The organism is Bacillus sp. N12A5 (assembly GCF_026790125.1).
Lineage (GTDB): Bacteria > Bacillota > Bacilli > Bacillales > Bacillaceae > Bacillus.
This window is the reverse complement of sequence record NZ_JALAMR010000001.1, coordinates 20,265-45,614: the sequence shown is the minus strand read 5'-3', so window position 1 is coordinate 45,614 and position 25,350 is coordinate 20,265. Positions and strand designations below refer to the sequence as shown.

Genomic DNA, 25,350 nt, shown 5'->3' with positions numbered 1-25,350 from the left:
CTCCTATCGTCGAATCATTCATTCCATCGCTTCATAAATCGCGGTAATGATGCTCCCGTAACTGCCTGTCGGAAATTGATCACCCTCAAACACGTTTGAATTTTCCTCTGGATTAGCAACCGGTGAATGTTTTTTATTTGTTAACAAGGCGATGCCTAAGTTGTATGCTGGATCAATGACGGTAACCGTCCCTGTCCAGCCGGTATGTCCGTAAGCATTTTTACTGGCATAAGGGCCAAACATCCATTCCATGCTTTTACTTCCGTTTCGCCGCCAGCCAAGAGCGAATGTCGGATCTGTTTCTGATGGTGAAGCAAATAAGTCAGCTGTTTTCTGATCAAATAAAGAAACGTTTCGGTAGGACCCTTTGTTTAACATAACCTGCAGCAGAATAGCCATATCATCAGCATTTGAAAACAATCCGGCATGACCAGACACGCCCCCCATTGAGTAAAACGCTTTTTCGTCATGTACTTCTCCTTGCAGTGTGTTGGTTCGGATATTAGGGAAATCAATAACGCCATCCCGGGTATTGCCCATACGTTCAGTAGCTGCGAACTGCTTCGGTTTAAAGCCTTTTTGCAGCGGATTGTACAAGGTATGCTTCAGGCCCAGCGGCTTGTAGAGCTCCTGCTCCGTGTAGACATCAAGCGGTTTGCCGGTGAGATGTTCGACAATACAGCCGAGGAGCATATAGCCGATGTCACTGTATACGTGCTTTGTCCCTGTTTCATAATCGAGCGGAATGTTCGACAAATATTCAATCGTTTTGTCCCGCTCCTGGGAATAGAACTTGCCGGCTTTTTCCGGCGTGTAAAAGTAAAAGCTTGAGGGGAGCCCTGATTGGTGCTGGAGGACATCGATGACACGAATTTTGTCTTTTCCTTTCAAGAGGTCTCCCGGCTGATCCTTGAAATCCGGCAAATAAGCAGAAACCTTTTCATAGATGTTAAGCTTTCCTTGGCTGACTAAGCGCTGCAAGGCAAAATTCGTTGCATACATTTTTGTATTTGAGGCCAAGTCAAACATTGTGCTTGATTTCATTTTTGCCGGACGGCGCAGCAGCTCTGATCCTTCATATTTTTTACTGTAGCCGTATGCTTCTTTTTTGATGATGCGGCCATCCTTCACGACGACAAGAACGGCGCCTGGAAATCCTGCTGCAATATCCCGTTCAATCATCTGATCAACCTTCCTTAGTTTCTCCGACGAGAATTGTGCAGATTCTGCATTTATGGGTTTCAGCTCAACCTGGTTGTCTGCTGTTTGCGCGAAGGTTTCATTTGGCGTCAGTAAAAATAGCGTTAAAATGGCACTGAATAAGGACAGTGTCTTTGTTTTCACACGCTTGCTCCTTTCCGTGGTTCTATCCCGTTACTATCCCTAAAACTGAAACCATTTAATCGAATTGAGAAGCCATTTCATCTTTATATCCGAATGCATAGGTTAATAAAAAGCCGGCTGCGTACGAAATAAAGAGTCCGATGATATATAGAATGATTTGCGAAGGCAGGACGAGGAAGGAAAGCGGCAGCCCTGAGACACCAATCGCAATGGTGGCTACCTGAAAATAAGCTTGAAATGCGCCGCCGATTCCAGCACCTAGGCATGCCGTCAAAAACGGACGGCCAAGTGGGAGCGTGACCCCGAAAATAAGCGGTTCACCAATGCCGAGCAGCCCCGACGGAAGACCTCCTGCGATTGCTTTTCTCAATGTAGTTTTTTTCGTTTTCATAAAGATGGCAAAGGCCGCGCCTACCTGTCCTGCGCCTCCCATAGCCAAAATAGGGAGCAGAGGATCATTGCCGATTGAATTGATCAGTTCCATGTGCACTGGCGTCAAGCCTTGATGCAGTCCAGTCACGACGAGAGGAAGGAAGGTTGCGCCCAGAATAAAGCCTGCAGCGATACCGCCGATGTCCAAGATGGACTGAAGACCGGATGTAATGGCATCAGAAATGAAGCCGCCTAAAGGCATAAATACGACATAAGTGACGATTCCGGTGATTAACAGTGAGACGGTTGGGGTGACAATGATATCGAGTGATTGAGGAATAAAACGGCGGATAAATCGTTCAGTGTAAGCAATGAATATAGCTGCGAATAGAACTCCGATCAGACCTCCCCTGCCCGGAAGAAGCTCTTCTCCGAATAAACTGATCTTTGCAATCTCCGGATTTATAATCAAGATCCCGGCCAGAGCCCCAAGAGCAGGTGTCCCGCCAAATTCTTTCGATGCGTTGATACCGACAAGGATGCCGAGATATGTGAATAACCCTGATCCGATGACTGTCAGGATAACAGCAATTTGTGATTCTGCAGAGAGCCATCCGGCTTGAATAATTGCTTTGGTAATCCCAGTAATTAAACCGGAAGCGACGAGTGCAGGAATAAGAGGGATAAAGATGCTGGCAATTTTACGTAAAAAAAGTTTAAAAGGAGTGGCGTTTTTTCGGTTGATATCGGCCTTCTTTTTAGCGGCTGCTTCTGTAACATTGACACCCTCTTCTGCTGACACGAGCTTTGAGAAAGCGGCTGTGACATGATTGACGACTCCTGTGCCGAGGATAATTTGTAAGGTTTCAGCCTCAACAACCCCTAGTACGCCGTCGAGCTCTCTTAAAGCCTGAACATCTGTTTTACTCCCATCGTAAGGCGTAATACGCAGGCGTGTCATGCAATGCGTATATGAAGAAATATTGGATTTTCCTCCGCATAGCTCAAGGATTTTCTTTGCGAGATGCTGGTAGTTATTTTCTTTGCTCATCAAAACCCCTCCCCTTCAAGATGCCTTATTTTTTCCGCATAGATTGTATGGCTGCTCTTGTTTTATCAATGTAGCCGGTTGTTTCTTCATATTGCTCGGCTGCCATACCTAGAAACAAAACATCAATCATAAAAAGCTGGGCGAGACGGGAGGAAGTGGCTGCACTTCGAAGCAGGGCTTCATTGGAATGTGCTGTGTACAATGGGACATCAGCGAGCGCGGAGACGGATGTTTGACTGAATTGTGTGAGGCTGATCGTTGTGATTCCTTTTTCCTTAGCCATGGCGAGCAGTTCAATAATTTCCTGCGTCTCTCCTGAAAATGAAATGGCGAATACGATGTCTTCCTTATCCGCGTTTGCGATTAAAGATGCCACAAGATGAGTATCTGTGAATGCAGTTGCTGGTTTATGAATACGAAGCCACTTTTGCTGGACGTCCTTGGCAACAATACCGGAAGCGCCGACACCGATAAAATGCACGGTATGAGCTTTGAGAAGCAGAGAAACCGCTCGTTCAAGCTCTTTGTAGTCCATCAGGTCTGACGTATCCTGAATGGCTTGAATGGCATTTCCGGCCGCTTTTTCAGAAATGGAGGGCAGCGGTTCGTGGGGCGCAATGTCCCGGTAGCCTTGTAAGGAGGGCTTTGCCAGATCCCCTGCTATTCTCATTTTTAGATCTTGAAAGCCTTTTAGCCCAAGTGATTTGCAGAGTCTGATGACGGCAGCGTCACTTGAATTGGCTAAGGCGCTGATTTCACTGACAGTGCTTTCGATTGCTTTGTGGGGCTGGGTTAGGATGTAATCTGCAAGTTTACGCTCAGATGGAGGGAGCTTGTGCTTCATTGATTGGATGATTGCTAATCCGCCTGTTGCCATTCCCGGTCTCTCCTTATCTTAAATGGTAATATTCGATTGCCGTGTCTATAAAACCGTTTGCTTCATCAAGCAATGCCTTAGCCTTTTCCTGATCTGTGCTTGTTTTGAGCATGACGATTGCCGTTTTAACGTGTTGATTGGCTTGTTCTAATGTGTTTCTTGCTGTGTCGTATGAAGCGTTTGTGAGACTTTGGATGATGCTGATGGCGCGTTCTTTTAATTTTTTGTTGCTGACGTTAACGTCTACCATCAAGTTTTCGTAAACCTTGCCGATTTTGACCATGACTGCCGTGGATATCATGTTTAGAATCATTTTATGAGCGGTTGCGGCTTTCATACGTGTTGATCCTGTAATGGCCTCAGGCCCGACGACAACCTCAATGCTGTGATCCGCATCCTTACTGATGGCGGAGTTTTCATTACAGGTAAGGGCGATGGTATGTGCTCCGACTTTGCGGGCGTATGTTAGGGCGCCTGCGGCATAAGGTGTGCGTCCGCTTGCTGCAATGGCAATGACAGTGTCGTTTGGAGTGAGCTGTATGTTTTTTAGATCCTCAGCTCCGGCTTCTTCACTGTCCTCAATCCCCTCTGCTGCCTGCAAAAATGCGTTGGGGCCTCCAGCCATGATACCGATGACCTGATCTGGGTTTACGCTGTAGGTGGGAGGACATTCAACGGCATCCATCACACCGAGTCTGCCGCTAGTGCCGGCGCCTGTATATATGAGCCGGCCTCCATTTTGAAACGAGTCGCAGGCGCAATCTACGGCTATTTTGATATCGGGGAGAACCTGCTGAACGGCGGCTGCGACTTTCATATCTTCGTTGTTGATCATCTTGAGGATGCCGAGCGTGTTTGCTTTGTGGATTTCTGTTGTTTGGCTATTGCGTGATTCCGTTGTAAGACGGTGAAGATGTAATGGTTCTGACATGAGGATGCCCCCTGTTTTAACATAATATATTTCAATATTCAGTATATTCATTTCTGTTATGATATTTCAACTATGTTTTTTCGTTTTTGAAATTTTATTTCATTTGGGCCTATAAGAAATAATGAAGAATCAGCTGTTCTCCGAGAGGCCCGATTCTTCGCCGGCCTTTATCAAGGAACCCGCTTTTCATATAAAGGTGCTTTGCTCGTGAGTTTAGGTGATTGACGGCCAAGATGATTTCATCGCACCATGGAAAATAACCGCTCACAAAAGAGGGAAGCTGAAGCATTGCTTTTTTGGCATAGCCTTTTCCGTGATGCATAGCATTTAATGACAGGGAACTGAGCAGTAAAGCAAATGGGTTGTTAGAATAGGGAGCAAGCGTTTCTTTTGAAGTGTGTAAAATAAAAAAACCGACTGGCAGATCGTCTTTTAAGATGACAACCGGATACCGGTCCTGTATGCCAAGGGCCTGAGTCAGCACCTCTTTTGGGAGGGAGGTAAAGCGTTTGTCATCGTTGGTTAGCGTGAATGATTGAAGCTCCTGCAAGTGTTCAGGCCTATAGAAGGATAAAGAAATGTCTTGAGTCATGTTGTGCCCTCCTTACATTATGTCATCTAGCTGGTTTTCTGAAATAACGCGGTAGCCCGCTCGTTTTAACAGTGCGGCGGTCACTCCGCTGCCGGTGATTTTTTGGCCGGAGAATGTGCCGTTATAGATAAACCTGCTTCCGCACGATGGACTGTTTTCTTTTAATATGACGGCAGAGGCATTGATTTCTTTTGCGTAAGCTAATGTTTTCGCGGTTCCATTGAGAACATCCTCGCCGGTGCCTCCGATGATTTCCGCAGGTTCACGGGGAGTTGAGAAGCCGCCGAGAAGCTCAGGGCAAGCCATGATGGCTTTATTTTCATCGAGAAGTTTTCTGATTTTCTCTGATGCGGCATGAGAGCCGTTGTATCTGCATTCAATGCCGCCAAGGCAAGAGCTGACTAGCATCATCTTGGTTTCTCCTCTCTTGATTCGCTTGTCTCTATCATAAAAGAAATGATAAATGTTGGGGGGCTTTTTCAGTTAAAAAAGGAGTTAAAAAGTTTGAAAATAAAAAATTTAATTTTTCTCTTTACAAAGGGGTGGTAACCTGTATATAATAACTTTTGTCAGCTCGACGAGAACACAAACGGCCCGTTGGTCAAGCGGTTAAGACACCGCCCTTTCACGGCGGTAACACGGGTTCGAATCCCGTACGGGTCACCATTTGGAGGATTAGCTCAGCTGGGAGAGCATCTGCCTTACAAGCAGAGGGTCGGCGGTTCGAGCCCGTCATCCTCCACCATCTTGCCGGTGTAGCTCAATTGGTAGAGCAACTGACTTGTAATCAGTAGGTTGGGGGTTCAAGTCCTCTTGCCGGCACTCTTTTCTTACATGAATATGGAGGGGTAGCGAAGTGGCTAAACGCGGCGGACTGTAAATCCGCTCCCTCAGGGTTCGGCAGTTCGAATCTGCCCCCCTCCACCATTATTGGGCTATAGCCAAGCGGTAAGGCAACGGACTTTGACTCCGTCATGCGTTGGTTCGAATCCAGCTAGCCCAGTCACAGACACCTTTGATCAAAAGGTGTCTTTTTTTCTTTTTAAAATCATTCCAACTTCTAACTGTTCAGTCTGTATAGTAATTTTAAAAATATGTTAAGGTAGTTTATTCACGAATTACCATCTACACCCTGCCAAAAATTTGATAAACTTATTTTATAAAAAAGTTGAAACCTTTTGAAACGAAGCTCGTATACATACAGACCGGTGAAGGCAGAGGTTAGATAAATATGGAAATGATGATTAAAAAGAGAATTAAGCAAGTCAAAAAAGGCGACCAAAATGCATTTGCGGACATCGTAGATATTTACAAGGATAAAATTTATCAGCTTTGCTACCGTATGCTTGGCAATGTGCATGAGGCGGAGGATATTGCACAGGAGGCTTTCATCAGAGCGTACGTTAATATCGACAGTTTTGATATTAACCGGAAATTTTCAACTTGGCTTTATCGAATCGCAACCAATTTGACCATTGATCGCATTCGCAAAAAGAAGCCTGATTATTACCTCGATGCAGAGGTGGCTGGTACGGAAGGCTTGACGATGTATTCACAAATCGCCGCAGATGGGGTTTTGCCTGAAGATGCTGTTGTGTCGCTGGAGCTCTCTAACACGATACAGCAGAAAATTTTAAAGCTTCCTGACAAATACAGAACAGTCATCGTATTAAAGTATATTGACGAACTCTCACTAATTGAAATTGGCGAGATTCTGAACATCCCTGTGGGAACTGTAAAAACGCGGATTCACAGAGGCAGAGAGGCTCTTAGAAAACAATTAAGGGATCTTTAAGTGGGGTGATGAAATGGGCTGTCCAGAACAAATTGTGCAGCTTATGCATATGCATCTTGATGGAGATATCCCTCCAAAAGATGAACAGGTATTAAAGGAACATCTTGAGACATGCGAGAAATGCAAAAAGCATTTTTATGAGATGGAAAAATCCATAGCGCTCGTCCGGAGCACATCGCATGTTGAAGCCCCCGCGAATTTTACCGCTAACGTCATGGCGAAATTGCCTAAGGAGAAGAAAAGAGCTTCTGTGAAAAGATGGTTCAGATCCCATCCCGTTATCGCAGCTGCTGCGGTATTCATCATTTTGATGGGCGGAGGTTTTTTAAACAGCTGGCATAATGACCACAATTTCAGCGTGTCCAAGCAGCCGAATCTTGTGGTGCATAACAATACTGTGATCGTGCCTGAAGGTGAGACGGTCAAAGGTGATGTCACTGTCAAAAACGGCAAGCTGATTATTAAAGGAAAAATAGACGGGGATGTAACCGTCGTAAACGGCGAAAAGTATATGGCCTCTGCTGGACAAGTCACCGGTCAGATTGAAGAAATCAATGAGTTATTCGACTGGACATGGTACAAAATGAAGTCTGCGGGGAAAAGTGTATTTAGTGCATTAGATCCGAACGGAAAAGAGTAAAGCGTATCAGCGCTTTGCTCTTTTTTTTGCGTGCTGAAAGGGCTGGCACATTTCACTTGCTAAATCGAAATGTGGTATAATGGGCTCGCTATGTAAAGTACATATGCGTAACACGTAAAACAAACATTACGAAATGACTGAATTCTTGGAGGACGAGGAAATGGCTTTTGAGGATATCCCTTTTTTGCAGTACCTCGGCAATGCCGTTGATATTCTCCTTGTTTGGTATGTGATATATAAACTGATTATGGTGATACGCGGCACGAAAGCGGTTCAGCTGTTAAAAGGAATTGTCGTGATCGTGCTTGTCCGTATGGCCAGCCAATATTTGGGCCTCAGCACACTTCAATGGCTGATGGACCAAGCGATAACATGGGGATTTTTAGCAATTATTATTATCTTTCAGCCTGAGCTGAGAAGAGCGCTTGAACAGCTTGGCCGCGGCCGCTTTTTTTCAAGGAGCGGCACGCCTGTAGAGGAAGCGCAGCAGAAAACGATTGAGGCCATTGCAAAAGCGATTAATTATATGGCAAAACGCCGTATAGGCGCCCTGCTGACCATTGAGCGGGATACCGGAATGGGAGATTATATTGAGACCGGCATCCCATTGAATGCCAAAGTCAGCTCTGAGCTGCTGATCAATATTTTTATTCCGAACACCCCGCTTCATGACGGTGCGGTGATTATGAAGAATAATGAAATTGCCGCTGCAGCCTGTTATCTGCCGCTTTCGGAGAGCCCGTTTATTTCAAAAGAACTGGGTACGCGGCACAGAGCGGCTGTCGGCATCAGTGAAGTAACGGACAGTTTGACGATTATTGTGTCTGAAGAGACCGGCGGCGTCAGTGTGGCGAAGAACGGCGACCTTCACAGAGAGCTGACGGAAGAAGCACTGAAAGAAATGCTTGAAGCCGAGTTTAAGAAAAACACCAGAGACACTTCTTCTAACCGCTGGTATTGGAGGGGCAAGAAAAATGGATAAATTCTTAAACAACCGCTGGGCTGTGAAAATCATTGCGCTGCTTTTCGCGCTCTTGCTTTATGTGGCGGTTAACAGCAATCAAGCACCGACTCCGAAAAAACCGGGTGAATCTTTCTTTCCGACATCAACAACTGATGAAGCAACACTGACCGATATTCCGGTCAAAGCGTATTATGATGACGAAAATTACGTCGTGACAGGTGTACCGCAAACGGTAAATGTCACGATAAAAGGTTCGACAAGCGCCGTGAAAAAGGCTAGGCAGACCAAGAACTTCGAAATATATGCCGATATGGAACATTTGAAAACCGGCACACATAAGGTCGAGCTTAAGGCCAAAAATGTGTCGGATGGGCTGACAATCTCAATCAACCCGTCTGTTACGACAGTAACCATTCAAGAACGGACGACCAAAAGCTTTCCCGTAGAGGTGGAATACTACAATAAAAGCAAAATGAAAAAAGGCTATTCTCCGGAGCAGCCGATTGTCAGTCCGAAAAATGTGCAGATTACAGGATCTAAAAATGTGATCGATAATATTTCACTTGTCAAAGCTTCAGTGAACCTGGAAAACGCAGATGAAACGATTGAAAAGGAAGCGAAAGTGACTGTCTATGATAAAGATGGAAACGCGCTTCCTGTCGATGTGGAGCCCTCGGTCATCAAGATTACCGTCCCGGTGACAAGCCCGAGTAAAAAAGTGCCCTTTAAAATTGAACGGACAGGAAGCCTTCCTGACGGTGTCAGCATAGCAAATATAGAATCCAGCCCCAGCGAGGTAACAGTTTACGGCTCGCAGGATGTGTTGGATTCTCTTGAATTTATTGACGGCGTCAGCTTAGATTTAAGCAAGATCACCAAGGATTCCGATATCGAGGCAGATATCCCGCTTCCTGACGGCGTCAAAAAGATCTCGCCGTCAAAAGTGACTTTGCATATTGAAGTGGATAGTGAAGCGGATCAGAAGTTTGAGAATGTCCCTATTAAGACTGTAGGGCTGGGCAGCTCGCAAAACATTGATTTTCTTGATCCGGAAACACAAGCGATAGACGTGACAGCTAAAGGCTCTCCCGCCAACATAAAAAAACTGAAAAAATCAGATATTGAATTGTATGTGAATGTTTCAGATTTAGATGACGGTGAGCATAGCGTGAAGCTTGAAGTAAACGGACCACAGAATGTAACCTGGTCTTTGGGGCAGAAAAACGCCAAAATTAAGCTGACGTCCAAAAAAAGCAATACATCGACTAATGATAACAGCAGCAATACATCTGGAAACCAGGATGACACAGATAAGCAGCAAACAAATGATCAAGATAACAAGCAGCAAGAAGATACAACGAACACTGATAAAGACAGCAATGATCAAAAACAAGACGAAAATAAAGATCAAAACCAAGATCAGGATGAGGACGAATCCACTGCGGATTCACAATCTTCATCGGAATAAAAAGGAGCGATTATAATATGGGCAAGTATTTTGGAACAGACGGTGTAAGAGGTGTCGCCAATAGTGAGCTTACACCTGAGCTGGCCTTTAAAGTCGGACGTTTCGGCGGTTATGTGCTCACAAAAGACAAACAACGTCCAAAAGTGCTGATAGGCCGCGATACACGGATCTCCGGCCATATGCTGGAGGGAGCCCTTGTCGCCGGACTTTTATCCATTGGCGCTGAAGTCATGCGTCTGGGTGTCATTTCAACACCTGGTGTCTCCTATTTAACAAAAGCGATGGATGCAGAGGCAGGCGTCATGATTTCTGCTTCTCATAACCCAGTGCAGGATAACGGAATCAAGTTCTTCGGCGGAGACGGATTTAAGCTTTCTGATGAACAGGAGGCTGAAATTGAGCGCCTGATGGATGAACCGGAGGATAAGCTGCCAAGACCGGTCGGAGCCGATCTAGGGCTTGTAAACGACTATTTTGAAGGCGGCCAAAAATACCTGCAATTCTTAAAACAGACAGCTGATGAAGATTTCACAGGCATTCATGTGGCGCTTGACTGCGCTCATGGCGCAACTTCGTCCTTGGCAACACACCTGTTTGCTGATTTAGATGCAGATGTTTCAACAATGGGAACTTCTCCGAACGGATTAAACATTAATGACGGCGTTGGATCAACTCATCCGGAAGCGCTCAGCGCGTTTGTCAAAGAGAAAAACGCTGATCTCGGCCTTGCGTTCGACGGTGACGGCGACCGCCTGATTGCGGTCGATGAAAAAGGAAATATTGTTGACGGCGACCAAATCATGTACATATGCTCAAAACACCTAAAATCGGAGGGCCGATTAAAGGATGATACAGTGGTTTCAACCGTGATGAGCAACCTTGGCTTCTATAAGGCACTCGAAAAAGAAGGCATCAAAAGCGTACAGACAGCTGTCGGCGACCGCTACGTAGTAGAAGCGATGAAAAAAGACGGCTACAATGTCGGCGGAGAGCAGTCAGGGCATCTAATATTCCTTGATTACAACACGACAGGGGACGGGTTATTGTCTGCAATTATGCTGATGAACACATTGAAAGCGACAGGCAAGCCACTGTCAGAGCTTGCAGCAGAAATGCAGAAGTTCCCGCAGCTGTTAGTGAATGTAAGAGTAACTGATAAATATAAAGTTGAAGAAAACGAAAAAGTAAAAGCTGTTATTTCTGAAGTTGAAAAAGAAATGAACGGCGACGGCCGGATTTTGGTTCGCCCTTCAGGCACTGAACCGCTTGTCCGTGTCATGGCTGAAGCGAAGACGAAAGAGCTGTGCGATGAATATGTCAATCGCATTGCTGAAGTCGTCCGGTCAGAAATGGGATTGGAATAACGAAGTCTATTAACAGAGAGCGAACAAGACAAGCGAGGCTTACATATGATAATTGTGAAACATGCGGCAAAGTTGTTTAAAAAACAATTGACCGTTCATGGAACATGCTGTAAAATCAAGCTTGTCTTGTTCTTATTTTCTCTGAGGAAGAAAAGACGGGATTATTGTTTCATCTATAATTATAGCGCCCGAACTAAGCGCCCGGAAAAAGGCTTAGTTGACGAGGATGGAGGTTATCGAATTTTCGGCGGATGCCTCCCGGCTGAGTATACAGATCACAGCCGTAAGGATTTCTTCAAACCAAGGGGGTGACTCCTTGAACAAAGAGAAATCGCATGATCTTCCAAAAAACATGTAGGAGGGGACGATTGAAAGTCCCCTTGAAATTTGACTTTCTTCGTCTCCTTTTACAATCTTAGGAGGAAGAAAAATATGTGTGGAATCGTAGGTTATATCGGTCAGCTTGATGCGAAGGAAATTTTACTGAAAGGGTTAGAAAAGCTTGAGTACCGCGGATATGACTCTGCTGGTATCGCTGTTGCCAACGAACAGGGAATCCATGTGTTCAAAGAAAAAGGACGCATCGCGGATCTTCGTGAAGTTGTGGACGCCAATGTAGAAGCGAAAGCTGGAATTGGCCATACTCGCTGGGCAACACACGGCGAACCAAGCTATCTGAACGCTCACCCGCATCAAAGTGCACTGGGCCGCTTTACACTTGTTCATAACGGCGTGATCGAGAACTATGTTCAGCTGAAGCAAGAGTATTTGCAAGATGTAGAGCTCAAAAGTGACACCGATACAGAAGTAGTCGTTCAAGTAATCGAGCAATTCGTCAATGGAGGACTTGAGACAGAAGAAGCGTTCCGCAAAACACTTACACTGTTAAAAGGCTCTTATGCAATTGCTTTATTCGACAACGAAAACAGAGAAACGATTTTTGTAGCGAAAAACAAAAGCCCTCTATTAGTCGGTCTTGGAGATACATTCAACGTCGTAGCATCTGATGCGATGGCGATGCTTCAAGTAACCAACGAATACGTAGAGCTGATGGATAAAGAAATGGTCATCGTCACTGATGATCAAGTCGTCATCAAAAACCTTGATGGTGACGTGATTACACGTGCGTCTTATATTGCTGAGCTGGATGCCAGTGATATCGAAAAAGGCACGTACCCTCACTACATGTTGAAAGAAACGGATGAGCAGCCGGTTGTCATGCGCAAAATCATCCAAACGTATCAAGATGAAAACGGCAAGCTGTCTGTGCCTGGCGATATCGCTGCCGCTGTAGCGGAGGCGGACCGCATCTATATCATTGGCTGCGGAACAAGCTACCACGCAGGACTTGTCGGTAAACAATATATTGAAATGTGGGCAAACGTGCCGGTTGAAGTGCATGTAGCGAGTGAATTCTCCTACAACATGCCGCTTCTGTCTAAGAAACCGCTCTTCATTTTCCTTTCTCAAAGCGGAGAAACAGCAGACAGCCGCGCGGTTCTTGTTCAAGTCAAAGCGCTCGGACATAAAGCACTCACAATCACAAACGTGCCGGGATCAACGCTTTCCCGTGAAGCTGACTACACATTGCTGCTTCATGCAGGTCCTGAAATTGCTGTTGCGTCAACAAAAGCATACACTGCACAAATTGCAGTTCTGGCGGTTCTTGCATCTGTAGCTGCTGACAAAAACGGCATCGATATCGGATTTGACCTTGTCAAAGAACTCGGTATCGCTGCGAACGCCATGGAAGCCCTTTGCGACCAGAAAGACGAATTGGAAATGATTGCCCGTGAATACCTGACTGTAGCCAGAAACGCTTTCTTCATCGGACGCGGCCTTGACTACTTCGTATGTGTCGAAGGCGCACTGAAGCTGAAAGAGATTTCTTACATCCAGGCAGAAGGCTTTGCCGGCGGAGAGCTGAAGCACGGTACGATTGCTTTGATCGAACAAGGAACACCAGTATTCGCACTGGCAACACAAGAGCACGTAAACCTAAGCATCCGCGGAAACGTCAAAGAAGTTGCCGCTCGCGGAGCAAACACATGCATTATCTCACTGAAAGGCCTAGACGATGCGGATGACAGATTCGTACTGCCGGAAGTAAACCCAGCGCTTGCTCCGTTGGTATCTGTTGTTCCACTGCAGCTGATCGCATACTATGCTGCGCTGCATCGCGGCTGTGATGTTGATAAACCGCGTAACCTTGCGAAGAGTGTTACTGTGGAGTAAAAATGTTAACCCCTTTGGTTATTTAGCCAAAGGGGTTTTTATGATTTTGTATGAAAGAAATCCAAGAGAAATTTTATAATTAAAGTGTGTAAAAATTTAAATTGCCAACTATAAGTAAATACTGGTTCAAAGAAATTAGAATGATAGATTTCACCTGCCTTAGTAAAGATTATATCTTCAAAGGGAAAAAGGATTGATACTTCATTCTTCGTTTTCCAACATGTAGGTTTGAATTCACTGTATAAAATATGATGTTTTTATTGACAACATTTAAAATTTAGCTTATCTTATTACATAACTCCATAATCGGTGTTACTGTTATATTTCCTTTTAAAAGAAATAGGCCTTTAGCATTCTTTTAATATTTAATTTTAAATCTTGACTGAATGAAAAAGTACCCTAATTTAAAAAGGAAGAGTAACATAAATCCTTTTATTTCATAGTTTTAAACGATGATTCCCTTAGGGAAGTTAAAACATAGCATAAAGCCCAATAATAAGGCAGCACTTCAAAAAACTTCGCAGGGAGTTAGTTGAAATGAAGCCGACAATTTTCAAGATTCAATGATCTACCATAATCATTGAAATTTTGAGGTTGTCGGCTTTTTTGTTGGAAAAAAATAGAGATAAATAAAAATTGAAATAAATCATAGAAAATATGATCTGATTGAAAGGTCTTTTGAGCAATAACGAGATTTAAAAAAGGAGAAGTTAGAATGTTAGTTTCGCTGAGTTTGTCATCATTATTAACATTATTTTTTATGACGCTTATTGCTTCTGGGATAAGCGGACTATTGTTTTTACATCCACGCGTACCCTTGAGTTATGTCCGCATTCATATTGGTATCTTGGCTTTACCGCCTTTGGTTTCCTTAGTGAATCTTGCCAATAGGGGTGTGGAAGGAAATGTTGGCCCTTGGTACTTCGATTCCTTAGCTTGGTTAATGACTTTCTTTGTCCTTGCAATTGGTTTCATCATTCAGCGTTTTTCTGTACGTTACTTAATGGGAGACAAGTCTTATCGAAAATATTTTACGCTTTTTACTTTTACTACAGGCGCTGCTTCAATTGCATGGTTAAGCGGTGATCTCCGCTTGATGGTTATTTCTTGGGGGGCAACTCTTGTCGGCTTAATTTTACTAATAAGGTTAAACAGTGCTTGGCAGGTAGCCAGTGAGGCAGCCAAGGTTTCTGGTCGATTATTTTTGTTAAGTTGGATTTCTTTGTTTTTCGCGATGATATGGCTTTTTCAAGCTACAGGCCAATGGCAGTTATCATTGGTTTTAACAAATGAAAGCTTAGCCCAACTGGAGGTATGGGAGAAAACTGGGATTGGTTTATTGATTGTATTAGCAGTGATCATTCCTGCGGCTCAATGGCCATTCCATAGATGGTTGATTGAGTCTATTGTTGCTCCAACTCCTGTTTCTGCGGTTATGCACGCAGGTTTAGTCAATGCCGGCGGAATTATACTAACTCGGTTTTCACCACTATTTAATGGCGGCATCGCTTCAATTATCTTACTTCTGCTTGCCAGCATTTCTGTATTGATTGGAACCGGCATTAGTTTAGTCCAGGTTGATTATAAACGCCAGTTAGTAGGCTCCACGATTGGACAAATGGGGTTCATGCTCATTCAGTGCGCATTAGGAGCCTATATCGCAGCCATTATTCATCTTATTTTACATGGGTTATTCAAAGCTACGTTGTTTTTACAGGCTGGTTCAGCCGTACGGCGTCATGAAGGATCGGCTCGGGCTAATGAAGGAACATCCTATTTGTGGATCATGGCTGGCCGGATTTTATCCTTAGTTATAGGCGTTGCTTTTTGGCTCGCTGCACCTGGAGAGGGGTATCAATTAATCAGTGCGCTGATCTTAGGGTGGTCATTGTCCGTTTCTTGGACTCAGCTTGTTGCTTTTGGAGAGGGAAGAATTGGCCGAATTGTCGGCTTCATCTTTTTAGGAGGGGCAGCCCTCGTCTATTTTATGATTCATAACCTCTTCTATGAGTGGCTGCATACAACCGTTTTTCAAAGTGTTCAACCGCCAATGGCGGCTGTCATCATTGTTGGATGTCTCTTGCTATTTGGCAGTGCTTTAGGTACATGGGTTGCTCGTCATCGTTCTTCAGTTCTCTCCACGGTAATCTATCTTTGGTTAATTCGATTAGGTGAAGCAAAACCAAAGTCAGTAGAGAGTCACCCAGACTACCTTAAACAATATATTTCATAAGGAGCTAATCTGAGATGGGCATTACATCCGTATTAACAAAAGAAAATGCAAAAAAAATAGATACAGATATTGATGTTCAAGAAAGAGATCTTACCGATTTAATCACATCTGCCAGCAGAGTGATTGCGCCACTTTGGCCTATTTCTACATTTGCTGCGCGTAATCCGTGGATGGGACTTGAAAACCAGCCTTTTGATCAGGTTGCTAGTTGGTTGAAACATACTCGTGATGTTGATATATACCCAAGTGCGTCTATGATCCGTTCAGCAAAGAATAAAGGCGAGATTGATGAAGACTTTGTGGAAATGGGGCTGCAGCGTTGGCTTGATTCACATTCCTTTCATATCCCGCGGGACGTGGCAGAGCGATTTTGCCATGCTGCATTAAAGTTAGATCCCCTGCCTTCCGACCTTTTATCATCACATGAGCTGGAGAAATTAGTAAGTGAATGCAGTGGATTGGATCATATCAAGAATGTTTTTATGCAGCCACTAAGTTCGTATATAGAGAATCAAAATGGTGAACGGCTAGTCAATATACTTGATCATCATGTCATTAAGTGGAGCAAATTATATCTTGATGACTCTCAAGCAGGCTGGACAATGCCCAATCGTGAGGAAGGTTTTTATCGTGCCTGGCAGCATCTCATTCAATATGATCCTGCACTTAGTAAAAAGCAGCGTGAAAGGTTAAAAGGTTGGCCGCAAGAGGCACATTTGGCTTTACAAGAAGCGTTATTCGCACTAGGAATCCCAGAATCAGAATTCCAGACTTATCTTGAAGGTCATTTACTTTCCTTACCTGGATGGGCAGGGATGATGCTTTGGCGCTCCCAACAATCGAGCCATGAACATTCACTCCTGACAGATTATTTAGCGGTCCGAATATCCATGGAGTGGGCTCTTATAAAGCCATATTTACCTATTAATAATGAACGATTTGAGAATAAAATTTCAATTGCTCCCCTTATTACAGCTTGGATTCATTGGGGTGGGCTGACACTAGAGGAATGGACTCAGATGCCGGCCAGTGAACAAAACGAATATTTATCATTTGCCTACAGCTTTGATGAGAAACTTTGCAGGAAACTTTGGTTAGAAGCTTGGGAACAAACATACACTGATCGATTAAGCCAGAAGATCATCTCGAAACAACGTGAAACCGGTAAAAAATCCGCATTAGCTCAATTGGCATTCTGCATCGATGTACGATCAGAGCCTTTTCGTCGTCATCTAGAAAAAGAAGGTCCGTTTGAAACGATTGGCATCGCTGGTTTCTTCGGGGTGCCGATTGCAACTTGTGAACTTGGCAGTAAACACAGTCATGCCTCCTTGCCGATCATACAAAAACCGCAAAACAAAATAAAAGAGCTCGCAGATGAGGATGCATTCAAACAATACAATCAACGGAAGCATGCAGTTCAGTCGTTAAGCTATACATTTAAAACGATGAAACAGAATGTGCTTTCAAGCTTACTTCTGCCTGAGCTAAGCGGGCCTTGGCTTACTCTGCAAATGGCAGCACGCAGCTTTGTGCCAAGAAAAGCGGGCCGTTTCATCCGTAATCTCCGTGAGGCTTGGTTGCGCAAACCTGATACAAAACTCTCGCTTCATCATGATGATACAGATGCGGAAATACCTGTGGGTTTTACTGAAGAAGAAAAAGTGAACTATGCTCGCCAAGCTTTAAAAATGATGGGGTTAACTGAGAATTTCGCACCATTGGTCGTGATATGCGGGCATGGCAGTCAAAGTACCAATAATCCTTATACGGCAGCCCTTGATTGTGGCGCCTGCGGTGGGGCAGCCGGTGGATTCAATGCAAGAGTTTTAGCTGCTTTATGTAACCTTTCAGAGGTAAGAGAAGCTCTGTTGACTGAAGGAATTAAAATCCCTAAGGATACGGTGTTCGCTGCCGCTGAACATAATACAACGGTGGATGAATTACATTGGATTTATGTTCCAGAGCTTTCTGAAGCTGCACAAGAAGCATTTGATCGCATTGAAGCTGTTATGCCGAAAGTGAAACATCATGCAAATGCAGAACGTCTAGCCCAATTACCGAATGTCCAGTCTAAACTTAAAAATCCGAAGGCAGAGGCACACCGATTTGCGGAGGATTGGAGTGAGATACGTCCGGAATGGGGACTGGCCCGTAATGCCGCTTTTATTATCGGCCAACGTGAACTAACGGAGGATTGTGATTTGGAGGGAAGAGCCTTCCTTCATAATTATGATTGGAAGCAGGACGAAAGCGGCGAACTCCTAGCAAATATTATTGCAGGACCTGGAACTGTGGCCCAATGGATTAATTTACAATATTACGCATCAACGGTAGCACCTCATTATTATGGCAGCGGAAATAAAGCCACTCAAACTGTTACAGCAGGTCTTGGCGTTATGCAGGGGAATGCAAGTGACTTGTTAGCCGGACTGCCGTGGCAATCCGTCATGAAATCAGATCAAGAGGTTTATCATTCTCCTCTTCGTTTGTTAATTGTCATCCAAGCACCTAGAGAATATGTCGAACGGTTATTAAATCATGACTCAGTATTTCTCCAAAAAGTTCAAAATGGATGGGTCCGACTGGCTAGTATTGATCCAGAAGGATGTTGGGAAAGATGGTAATGATGAAACTAAACAATTATCAAATGGATTTGTTACTCAATATAAAAATGAAAAACATAAAGAAGAGGTGGGCTATATGAATGGAAATCAAAATAAAAAAGTATTATTTTTGACGGACATTGAAAACGGCTTGGAGCCTATTTTACAAGAAGTGACAAACACTCCAGCAGAACATATGTTGACTATACAAAGCTATGGTGCCGGTATCTCACACCCTTATGGAGAAATCATGAGGTCTGTTATTTTTGCGATTTACCAGGAAGATGTTGAGGAGATTTTTGTAGTAGGAACAAAAGATAAGAGGACCTCTACAGGTAATGGACTAACTCAACTGGAAACAATGAAAGATAAAATACAAACATTGGATTATCTATTTCAAAACTGCAGGCCTGAATTTTTAGGTGGTACGGTTGATGAATGGCTAAATGAAAATAATACTAGTATTGAAAAAAGTGTTGATATCATTCGTCAGCATCCACTAGTGCCGTCATATGTGAAAGTCAGAGGTTTACTCGTTCATCATAAGGATGGAAAAGCCTCAATTGTGGAGATTCCTGATGTTAAAACAGGTCAAGCCCTACCAGATCATTGCTTGTCATGATGTAATAAAGATTCAGCTTCTAAATGCGCCCATTTATGGAGATAGAAGCAGTTCTAAGGAGATTGTATGAACGCTAATTTAACTGATTTTGTAACGAAAACAATAGAGGAAATGAGCTCGTTTGATCGTGACAACATGGAATGTATAAAAAAAGTAATTAGAAAAGCAATCGATAGTTATCATTTAAAATCCTATGAAGAGGTTGAGGAAACCCACTTAGGAAGCGTTCGATTTTTGCATATCCACTCTATGATGGAAGAAAATATGTTATCCAAAATGATAGTGGTCTCAAGAAACGGTAATACTGATTTGGATATCGAAGGTGTATATGCAGGACATGTTGTAAGAGAATATTAATGAGACAAAATATCTAATAGAATATGCCAATTTTTTTGCCAGGAGATGTGTTATATATGAAAAAAACGAAGGGTTCTATTGAATCAGAGATCAGTAAGTCCATTACTCAATGGGAGAAGGATTATCTCGGGCGCGGGTCTGTCTCTGTTAAAACTGATATACTCCGGGATATGATCATCGTTAATTTAAAAGGAATTTTAACACCAGCTGAATACGCAGTTTGTGGATCAAAAGAGGGGATGTTATCTATCAAACAAACTCGTTCGGAGCTAGTTGAATCAGGAATCGAAGGTCTTAAGGATATTATCCTGACAATAACCGGAGAAGAAGTCAAAAGTTTTCATACTGATTTAAGCTCCCGGACAGGTGAAAGAGTGATGGTATTTAAATTAAATAATGATCTTGAGAAAAATCTAGAAAAGCTCTTATAATGTAAACAATGTGGTATTTATTGTGAATGAAAAAATACTGCCGCTTCTTGTGTTTTACGATTATGGCATCATTGATGATATTTTTATGCACAAACTAAGCAGACGTAAAGCGATATCTATTAATAACATACTGACTTGTTTTTCCTGAAGATTCAAGGTTTCAATTCGAAAGATAAAACATCCGCTTTTGTGTCGAGCGGATGTTTTTTTAAAATGGTTGCTGATCGATGGATCATATGAACAATTTCACATTCATTTTTACTGTAAGTCATGGAAAACATACCCGAATAGAGGGGGTTTGGGTTAAAGATTATTGAGGATATATGCCGGCTGTTTGTCATTTCGTATGAGCTGGAGACAAATGAGAGTGGCACAGGGTTCTCGTTTTCAAAAGGATGATCCCGCTGAAGTTTTTCTTTCTCCCCTAAAATATATATAATAGGAAGAAAGAAATGAGGTGATCAGCATATGTTTAAAAAAATCATCAAAACGATCAAGTACCTCTCAAGCAGCTCTAGTGACCGATATCGCAGACACCGGCATTACAGCAGCAGCCGGCGCAGACATTATCGCAGCTACAGCAGCAGCTCAGGCAAAAGAAGACACTACGACCGTTATGGCGGCAGTCATCGTTACAAACGCCGGAGCTACAGCAGCAGTTAATCCAAAAAAGTTCTTGTTCCGCTTTTGGGACAAGGGTTTTTTTATGTGACCGATTGAATGGCCCGGTTTAGATCCTCGCGAATAGAAGCGGTGTGCTGATACTCTTCATCAATGCCCAATAATTTTTTCAGCAGCAAGGTTACTTCTTTAGTCAGCGTTAATTCCTCCAGCCAGGTGCCGTTTTTCTTCTTTTTTCCTTTATATTGAGAGTACAGCAGGAATAACAGCGTTTCTCCGAGATCGAAGAAGTCATCCTGTTTTCTCACCTTTACTTCCTCTGTTTCTTCAGGAGTCAATTGTTTGGCAAGGCCGAAATCGATGAGGCAGAGCCTGCCGTCATTAATCATAATATTAGGTGTTCTGATGTCGCTGTGAAATATCAGGCGATCATGCAGGTATTCTACAATATCAAGAAGCTGTGAAATCAGCTGTAACGCCATAACCTCTGTAAATGGCTGTTTTTGAAAAAATAATAATTCCTCTATATTTTCTCCATCAAAGAACTGCATGACATAATAAGCCTGTCCGTCTATGATGAAATCATCCTTGAAGGCTGGGATTTGCGGGTGGTCAATGCTTTTGAGCAGTTTCATTTCCTGCTGGAACCGGACTCTTTCTTTTTCCTTTTTGGCTTTTGTGGGCCGCAGCTGTTTTAAGACATAAGGTGTCTGAGTATGGATATCGGTGCACAAATAAACCAAGCCATAGCCGCCCATGCCGAGGCATTCTTTAATTTTGTATTGATGATTTAGGATAACGCCGTCCTTTAGAGGGCGGTCAAAAAGTAGCTTTTTTAGCCGTTTTAATGCCATGTCTGCACTTCCCTTGGTTGTACTGATTATAGTTTATCAAAACAATTGCATTCTGGGCTAAAAATAAAAAAGAGCCGGATAACCGGCTCGGTATAAGTTAAAACTGCTTTGTGACATCGTATTCATAATCTATTTTAGCTTTTACATTACTCATCGTCGATCCAGCAGTCGCTAATGTATTATATTTAAAACTCCATACCTTTGCCACACTGAGTTGATCTGACAAAGAGATGTCATAAGACCCTGACGTTGAGCTGTTTACAAGCGCACGGCGCCATTCGTTGTTTTCGCTCGTCATGATCAGATGGCGTGTATTTCCCTGGCTTGGTGTTTGAGTGGCGGTTGTTTGTACTCTGGTTACAATGGCATCGTGCGGTATTCCGGATTGATTTGTTAAATCAGCCTTGATCACGCTGGAGTCAGAGCCTGAGGGACTAAGGCTTGTGTTTCCTTTATTTTCAGCAACGCCGCTGAATTGAAATGTTCCGCTGCCTGATTTGATTCGATCTTCAATTGAAAGAGTGAAATACATGTTCCCGGTATAGGAGCCGCGTGACACTTTCACATAGAAGGTATCCGTCGTGTTTTGGGCGTCAGCATTTGCATATATAAAAGAAGAAAACGTGTTAGGGTTGATGACTTCTGTACCTTGAGAAACAGGTGCTCTGTTCTTATTGTAAATTTCAATTTTCATCCCTGTGTATGCGCTCTGATATGTACTTCTCACGTATACTTTTTCTCCCTTATAAGCTGCAAAAGTGAAATAGGCTTCATCTTGTCCGGCTTCCAGTATCGTTGTATCGATATTCTTATATTTCCAATATCCGATCGGTGCTGCGGTATCAAATGAATTGTTTCCTGTAATAGCTGTGACTCCGGCAGCTGATGCCGAATGCGTAAAGGCGAATAAGACAGACAGCATCATAGCAAATGGAATGAGCCATTTTTTCGCCATGCAAACAACCTCCTTTTATTTCCATCATACATATTAAAGTTCCGGGTGTAAATAAATGTTTTTTGAGGTTAATATATACATTGGCATTACCGATAAAAAAGAGTAAGAGAGAATTGTTCAGGGGGGAATCCTATGCGTCTGAATCGGCAATTTATCCGCACGCAGATGTTGGCACAGAACATATTGAAAAAGGATTGGGCTGTTAACCGTGAGAATACGTCTGAAAACACAGCGGCGGTGCTGGGGAAGGCTTACAGCAGGCTCGAGTCACGATCTTTAAATGAGGGAATCAGTCAGGTCAATTATTCTAAAAGCAGCGTAACTGGAAACACCGGAACTTTCAGTAAGGTGTATCAAGCAGCGAATGATCGAACAGTGACAGATACAGGGGAGGAAACAGTGATCCAATCCAAGAATCCCTATGTGTCTGAGAGTGATATCAGAATCAAAATACTAGATGAAAAATACAGCAGGATCAATGCGATAAACAAATCAAAGCCTGATCCATTAGGCTATATTAAGGATAAATACCAAAATGCGAAGTCACCTTATTTCAGAAGTGATCTGTCAGCTGCAGAAAGACAGGCTGCTTACGATAATGAAACAGAGTGGCTATTCAAAGGGAAGGCACAAAACTATAACCTGCAGGATGCGGCTTTTCGCAATGTCACGTTTCATGGTGAAGTGGAGGCTGAGAATGCAAAGGTGTATCAGCGCAGCCAGGTTAATCAGCAGCTGCAAGTGCTGTTGAACCGAAACGATATTCACATTCCGCTGGGGACAGAGCTTACGTTTACGATTACGCCGATTGACTATAAGGTACAGGTGAGCGGGACAGACGATGAGGCGCTGATTGAGCAAATTGGGCAGGTGCTGCAATCTGGAGACAACAGCAAAGAGCTATTTTTACATATCATGAAAAGCCAAAGCGGCGATTCAACGCAATTTTCCGGAGAGGCATATCAAAAGTATCAGGCTGCCCGTGAGATGTATGAAGTTACAGGCTATCATTTGAGAGATTTAGAAGTGATTGATGGGCGGTACGTAACGCCTGATGGACGTGACTTATTAGACGTATATAAAGAAGAACTTGAAAAAGATCCTGTGCAAAAACAAACGGCTTCTTATGCTATATCTCACTATCGTTCGGAGCTCAGTAAAATAGCGGAAGCCGGGTATGATGCCATTCCTGATTTCATCCTATCGATTGATTACAGCAATGGTTCTTTACGAGATGCAGGACAAAGAAAGAGCTATGGCACCGGGGATACCGGGTGGCTTGAAACATTAAAACGCCAAACTGGCGTGAATTATTAGATAAGCTGTTCATTGTGAACAGCTTATTTTTTTATGAGAATATAAGGAAAAATAGGATTTTAATATTTAAACAATTTCATTATATCTATATAAAAGATTTTTATTTAAGTTCTAATGAAAAACTCTGAATAAAGGTGTTTACCTGAAAAAAACAATTGTATTTTCCAGAGAAATTTATTATGATGAAATAAGTAATTTTGGAGATTATATAACAATTTTAAGTTTGAATTTTCTGATTGTTATAACTGATTGGTGAGAAGGCAAGCAGGTTTGCCGTTTTCTCATTTTCGAGTATTTGGTTAAGAGGAGGAAGAGAAGTGGCAAATAAAGAATTAAAGAGGGGCCTGGGCGCGCGTCATATTCAGATGATCGCCTTGGGCGGTACGATCGGTGTCGGCTTGTTTATGGGCTCAGCCAGCACGATTTCATGGACTGGCCCGTCTGTCCTTCTGGCTTATGCAATATGCGGAATTTTTATCTTTTTTATTATGCGTGCGATGGGTGAAATGCTGTATGTCGAGCCGAGCACAGGTTCTTTTGCGACATTCGGCCATCAATATATTCATCCGCTGGCAGGTTATATGACAGCATGGAGCAACTGGTTCCAGTGGATTATCGTCGGCATGTCAGAAATTATCGCTGTCGGATCATATATGAAGTACTGGTTCCCGGATTTGCCTGCTTGGATACCTGGTATCTTGGCAATGGTGATTCTTGGGGCGGCGAACTTAATTTCTGTTAAGTCGTTCGGTGAGTTTGAGTTTTGGTTTGCGATGATTAAAATTGTGACGATTATCTTGATGATTATTGCGGGAATCGGGATTATTTTCTTCGGGTTTGGCAACGGCGGAAATCCGATCGGCTTGTCGAATTTGTGGTCTCATGGAGGATTCTTTGCAGGCGGTTTCTCAGGCTTCTTCTTTGCACTGTCTCTCGTCATTGCGGCCTATCAAGGGGTTGAGCTGATCGGGATTACAGCAGGTGAAGCGAAGGATCCGCAAAACACGCTAAGAAGTGCGATTCAAAGTATTATCTGGCGTATTTTGATTTTCTATATTGGCGCTATCTTTGTAATCGTGACCGTGTATCCTTGGGATGAGCTCAATTCACTTGGAAGTCCATTCGTGTCTACGTTCGCGAAAATCGGGATTACGGCAGCGGCCGGAATTATTAACTTTGTCGTCATTACTGCGGCAATGTCCGGCTGTAACAGCGGTATTTTCAGCGCGGGCCGCATGCTTTATACATTAGGCGTCAATGGGCAAGCGCCGAAGTTCTTTACGAAGATTTCACGCAATGGTGTGCCGCTGTACGGCACAATTGCAGTGCTGATCGGTTTGGCTGTCGGTGTTGTGCTGAACTATATCGCGCCGCCGAAGATCTTTGTCTATGTATACAGCGCAAGCGTGCTGCCGGGCATGATTCCTTGGTTTATCATTTTGATCAGCCACATCGGATTCAGAAAAGCGAAGGGCGCTGCATTGGATCATCATCCATTCAAAATGCCATTTGCCCCTTTTACAAACTATGTGACGATTGCTTTCTTGCTGATGGTTCTGGTCGGCATGTGGTTCAATGATGACACTCGTATCTCTCTGATTGTAGGCGTGATTTTCTTAGCGCTTGTGGTCATTAGCTATTATGTGTTTGGGATTGGCAAACGTGCGCAGGCCAATTTGACAAAAAGCGGCCAAGCGGCTGAATAACCATAAAAAAAAGAG

At 43.4% G+C, this 25,350-nt stretch carries 21 protein-coding genes, 5 tRNA genes and 1 pseudogene; 19 read left to right on the top strand and 8 right to left on the bottom strand.

Going from position 1 to position 25,350, the window contains the following annotated elements; genetic code table 11:
* Nucleotides 1-18: 18 nt before the first annotated feature.
* The 6 genes from pbp4b to MOC09_RS00225 all read right to left on the bottom strand — a co-directional run bounded on the left by pbp4b (nucleotide 19) and on the right by MOC09_RS00225 (nucleotide 5,578).
* Entirely contained in the window at nucleotides 19-1,344 is a 1,326-nt protein-coding gene (gene pbp4b, locus MOC09_RS00250; protein WP_268369212.1) for a penicillin binding protein PBP4B, read from the bottom strand.
* A 55-nt stretch (nucleotides 1,345-1,399) separates the two neighbouring features.
* The gene (locus MOC09_RS00245) at nucleotides 1,400-2,767 is read right to left on the bottom strand and encodes a PTS transporter subunit EIIC (protein ID WP_268369211.1); all 1,368 of its coding nucleotides are present in this window, start codon (nucleotides 2,765-2,767) and stop codon (nucleotides 1,400-1,402) included.
* Between the two features lie 25 nt (nucleotides 2,768-2,792).
* On the bottom strand, nucleotides 2,793-3,644 hold the full coding sequence (locus MOC09_RS00240; protein WP_268369210.1) for a MurR/RpiR family transcriptional regulator: 852 nt from the start codon (nucleotides 3,642-3,644) through the stop codon (nucleotides 2,793-2,795).
* Between the two features lie 13 nt (nucleotides 3,645-3,657).
* Nucleotides 3,658-4,575 (bottom strand): N-acetylmuramic acid 6-phosphate etherase, encoded by a 918-nt coding sequence (gene murQ, locus MOC09_RS00235; RefSeq protein ID WP_268358469.1) that lies wholly within the window; start codon nucleotides 4,573-4,575, stop codon nucleotides 3,658-3,660.
* A gap of 109 nt (nucleotides 4,576-4,684) precedes the next feature.
* A complete protein-coding gene (locus tag MOC09_RS00230) occupies nucleotides 4,685-5,167 on the bottom strand; it encodes a GNAT family N-acetyltransferase (RefSeq protein ID WP_268369209.1) in 483 nt (160 codons plus the stop codon).
* A gap of 12 nt (nucleotides 5,168-5,179) precedes the next feature.
* Nucleotides 5,180-5,578, bottom strand: a complete 399-nt coding sequence (locus tag MOC09_RS00225) for a DUF523 domain-containing protein (protein ID WP_268369208.1) — start codon at nucleotides 5,576-5,578, stop codon at nucleotides 5,180-5,182.
* A 180-nt stretch (nucleotides 5,579-5,758) separates the two neighbouring features.
* On the opposite strand from MOC09_RS00225, the gene MOC09_RS00220 reads away from it, so the two are divergent.
* The 17 genes and pseudogenes from MOC09_RS00220 (at nucleotide 5,759) to MOC09_RS00135 (ending at nucleotide 20,602) form a co-directional block, all read left to right on the top strand.
* A tRNA-Glu gene (locus MOC09_RS00220) sits at nucleotides 5,759-5,833 on the top strand.
* 3 nt (nucleotides 5,834-5,836) lie between these two features.
* Nucleotides 5,837-5,912 (top strand) — tRNA-Val (locus MOC09_RS00215).
* 4 nt (nucleotides 5,913-5,916) lie between these two features.
* Nucleotides 5,917-5,989 (top strand) — tRNA-Thr (locus tag MOC09_RS00210).
* Nucleotides 5,990-6,009: 20 nt separating this feature from the next.
* Nucleotides 6,010-6,094: transfer RNA gene (locus MOC09_RS00205), tRNA-Tyr, on the top strand.
* 4 nt (nucleotides 6,095-6,098) lie between these two features.
* Nucleotides 6,099-6,170: transfer RNA gene (locus MOC09_RS00200), tRNA-Gln, on the top strand.
* Nucleotides 6,171-6,398: 228 nt separating this feature from the next.
* Nucleotides 6,399-6,962 carry an RNA polymerase sigma factor SigW gene (gene sigW / locus MOC09_RS00195; RefSeq protein ID WP_014478649.1) on the top strand — a complete coding sequence of 188 codons (564 nt, stop codon included), beginning with the start codon at nucleotides 6,399-6,401 and terminating at the stop codon, nucleotides 6,960-6,962.
* Nucleotides 6,963-6,975: 13 nt separating this feature from the next.
* Complete coding sequence (rsiW, locus tag MOC09_RS00190) at nucleotides 6,976-7,602, top strand: anti-sigma-W factor RsiW (protein ID WP_268369207.1); 627 nt, start codon at nucleotides 6,976-6,978, stop codon at nucleotides 7,600-7,602.
* A 160-nt stretch (nucleotides 7,603-7,762) separates the two neighbouring features.
* The gene (cdaA, locus tag MOC09_RS00185) at nucleotides 7,763-8,584 is read left to right on the top strand and encodes a diadenylate cyclase CdaA (protein ID WP_075750467.1); all 822 of its coding nucleotides are present in this window, start codon (nucleotides 7,763-7,765) and stop codon (nucleotides 8,582-8,584) included.
* Entirely contained in the window at nucleotides 8,577-10,034 is a 1,458-nt protein-coding gene (cdaR, locus tag MOC09_RS00180; RefSeq protein ID WP_268358476.1) for a CdaA regulatory protein CdaR, read from the top strand. The genes cdaA and cdaR overlap by 8 nt, the downstream gene beginning before the upstream one ends.
* Nucleotides 10,035-10,051: 17 nt before the next feature.
* Nucleotides 10,052-11,398: a phosphoglucosamine mutase gene (gene glmM / locus MOC09_RS00175; protein ID WP_003241450.1), complete on the top strand. Its 1,347-nt coding sequence runs from the start codon at nucleotides 10,052-10,054 to the stop codon at nucleotides 11,396-11,398.
* A gap of 432 nt (nucleotides 11,399-11,830) precedes the next feature.
* The gene (glmS, locus tag MOC09_RS00170; RefSeq protein ID WP_268358477.1) at nucleotides 11,831-13,633 is read left to right on the top strand and encodes a glutamine--fructose-6-phosphate transaminase (isomerizing); all 1,803 of its coding nucleotides are present in this window, start codon (nucleotides 11,831-11,833) and stop codon (nucleotides 13,631-13,633) included.
* A 715-nt stretch (nucleotides 13,634-14,348) separates the two neighbouring features.
* On the top strand, nucleotides 14,349-15,866 hold the full coding sequence (locus MOC09_RS00165; RefSeq protein WP_268358479.1) for an NADH dehydrogenase subunit 5: 1,518 nt from the start codon (nucleotides 14,349-14,351) through the stop codon (nucleotides 15,864-15,866).
* A gap of 14 nt (nucleotides 15,867-15,880) precedes the next feature.
* Complete coding sequence (locus tag MOC09_RS00160) at nucleotides 15,881-18,493, top strand: DUF2309 domain-containing protein (protein ID WP_268358480.1); 2,613 nt, start codon at nucleotides 15,881-15,883, stop codon at nucleotides 18,491-18,493.
* 76 nt (nucleotides 18,494-18,569) lie between these two features.
* Nucleotides 18,570-19,094 carry a carbonic anhydrase gene (locus tag MOC09_RS00155; RefSeq protein WP_268358574.1) on the top strand — a complete coding sequence of 175 codons (525 nt, stop codon included), beginning with the start codon at nucleotides 18,570-18,572 and terminating at the stop codon, nucleotides 19,092-19,094.
* Nucleotides 19,095-19,160: 66 nt separating this feature from the next.
* Nucleotides 19,161-19,451, top strand: coding sequence for a DUF6407 family protein (locus tag MOC09_RS00150; RefSeq protein ID WP_268358481.1), 291 nt, complete (start codon nucleotides 19,161-19,163; stop codon nucleotides 19,449-19,451).
* Nucleotides 19,452-19,507: 56 nt separating this feature from the next.
* Nucleotides 19,508-19,882 carry a DUF2294 domain-containing protein gene (locus MOC09_RS00145; protein ID WP_268358482.1) on the top strand — a complete coding sequence of 125 codons (375 nt, stop codon included), beginning with the start codon at nucleotides 19,508-19,510 and terminating at the stop codon, nucleotides 19,880-19,882.
* A 457-nt stretch (nucleotides 19,883-20,339) separates the two neighbouring features.
* Nucleotides 20,340-20,602: pseudogene (locus MOC09_RS00135) on the top strand (hypothetical protein).
* Here the strand turns inward: MOC09_RS00135 and MOC09_RS00130 are convergent.
* Both MOC09_RS00130 and MOC09_RS00125 read right to left on the bottom strand, forming a co-directional pair.
* Nucleotides 20,587-21,357: a serine/threonine protein kinase gene (locus tag MOC09_RS00130; RefSeq protein WP_268358483.1), complete on the bottom strand. Its 771-nt coding sequence runs from the start codon at nucleotides 21,355-21,357 to the stop codon at nucleotides 20,587-20,589. The pseudogene MOC09_RS00135 and the gene MOC09_RS00130 overlap by 16 nt on opposite strands.
* Before the next feature lie 97 nt (nucleotides 21,358-21,454).
* Nucleotides 21,455-22,312, bottom strand: a complete 858-nt coding sequence (locus tag MOC09_RS00125) for a hypothetical protein (RefSeq protein ID WP_268358484.1) — start codon at nucleotides 22,310-22,312, stop codon at nucleotides 21,455-21,457.
* 132 nt (nucleotides 22,313-22,444) lie between these two features.
* Between MOC09_RS00125 and MOC09_RS00120 the strand changes: the two genes are divergently transcribed.
* Together MOC09_RS00120 and MOC09_RS00115 are read left to right on the top strand one after the other, a co-directional pair.
* Entirely contained in the window at nucleotides 22,445-23,629 is a 1,185-nt protein-coding gene (locus MOC09_RS00120; RefSeq protein ID WP_268369206.1) for a DUF4885 domain-containing protein, read from the top strand.
* Between the two features lie 317 nt (nucleotides 23,630-23,946).
* Nucleotides 23,947-25,335, top strand: a complete 1,389-nt coding sequence (locus MOC09_RS00115) for an amino acid permease (RefSeq protein WP_268369205.1) — start codon at nucleotides 23,947-23,949, stop codon at nucleotides 25,333-25,335.
* The last annotated feature ends 15 nt before the right edge of the window (nucleotides 25,336-25,350 follow it).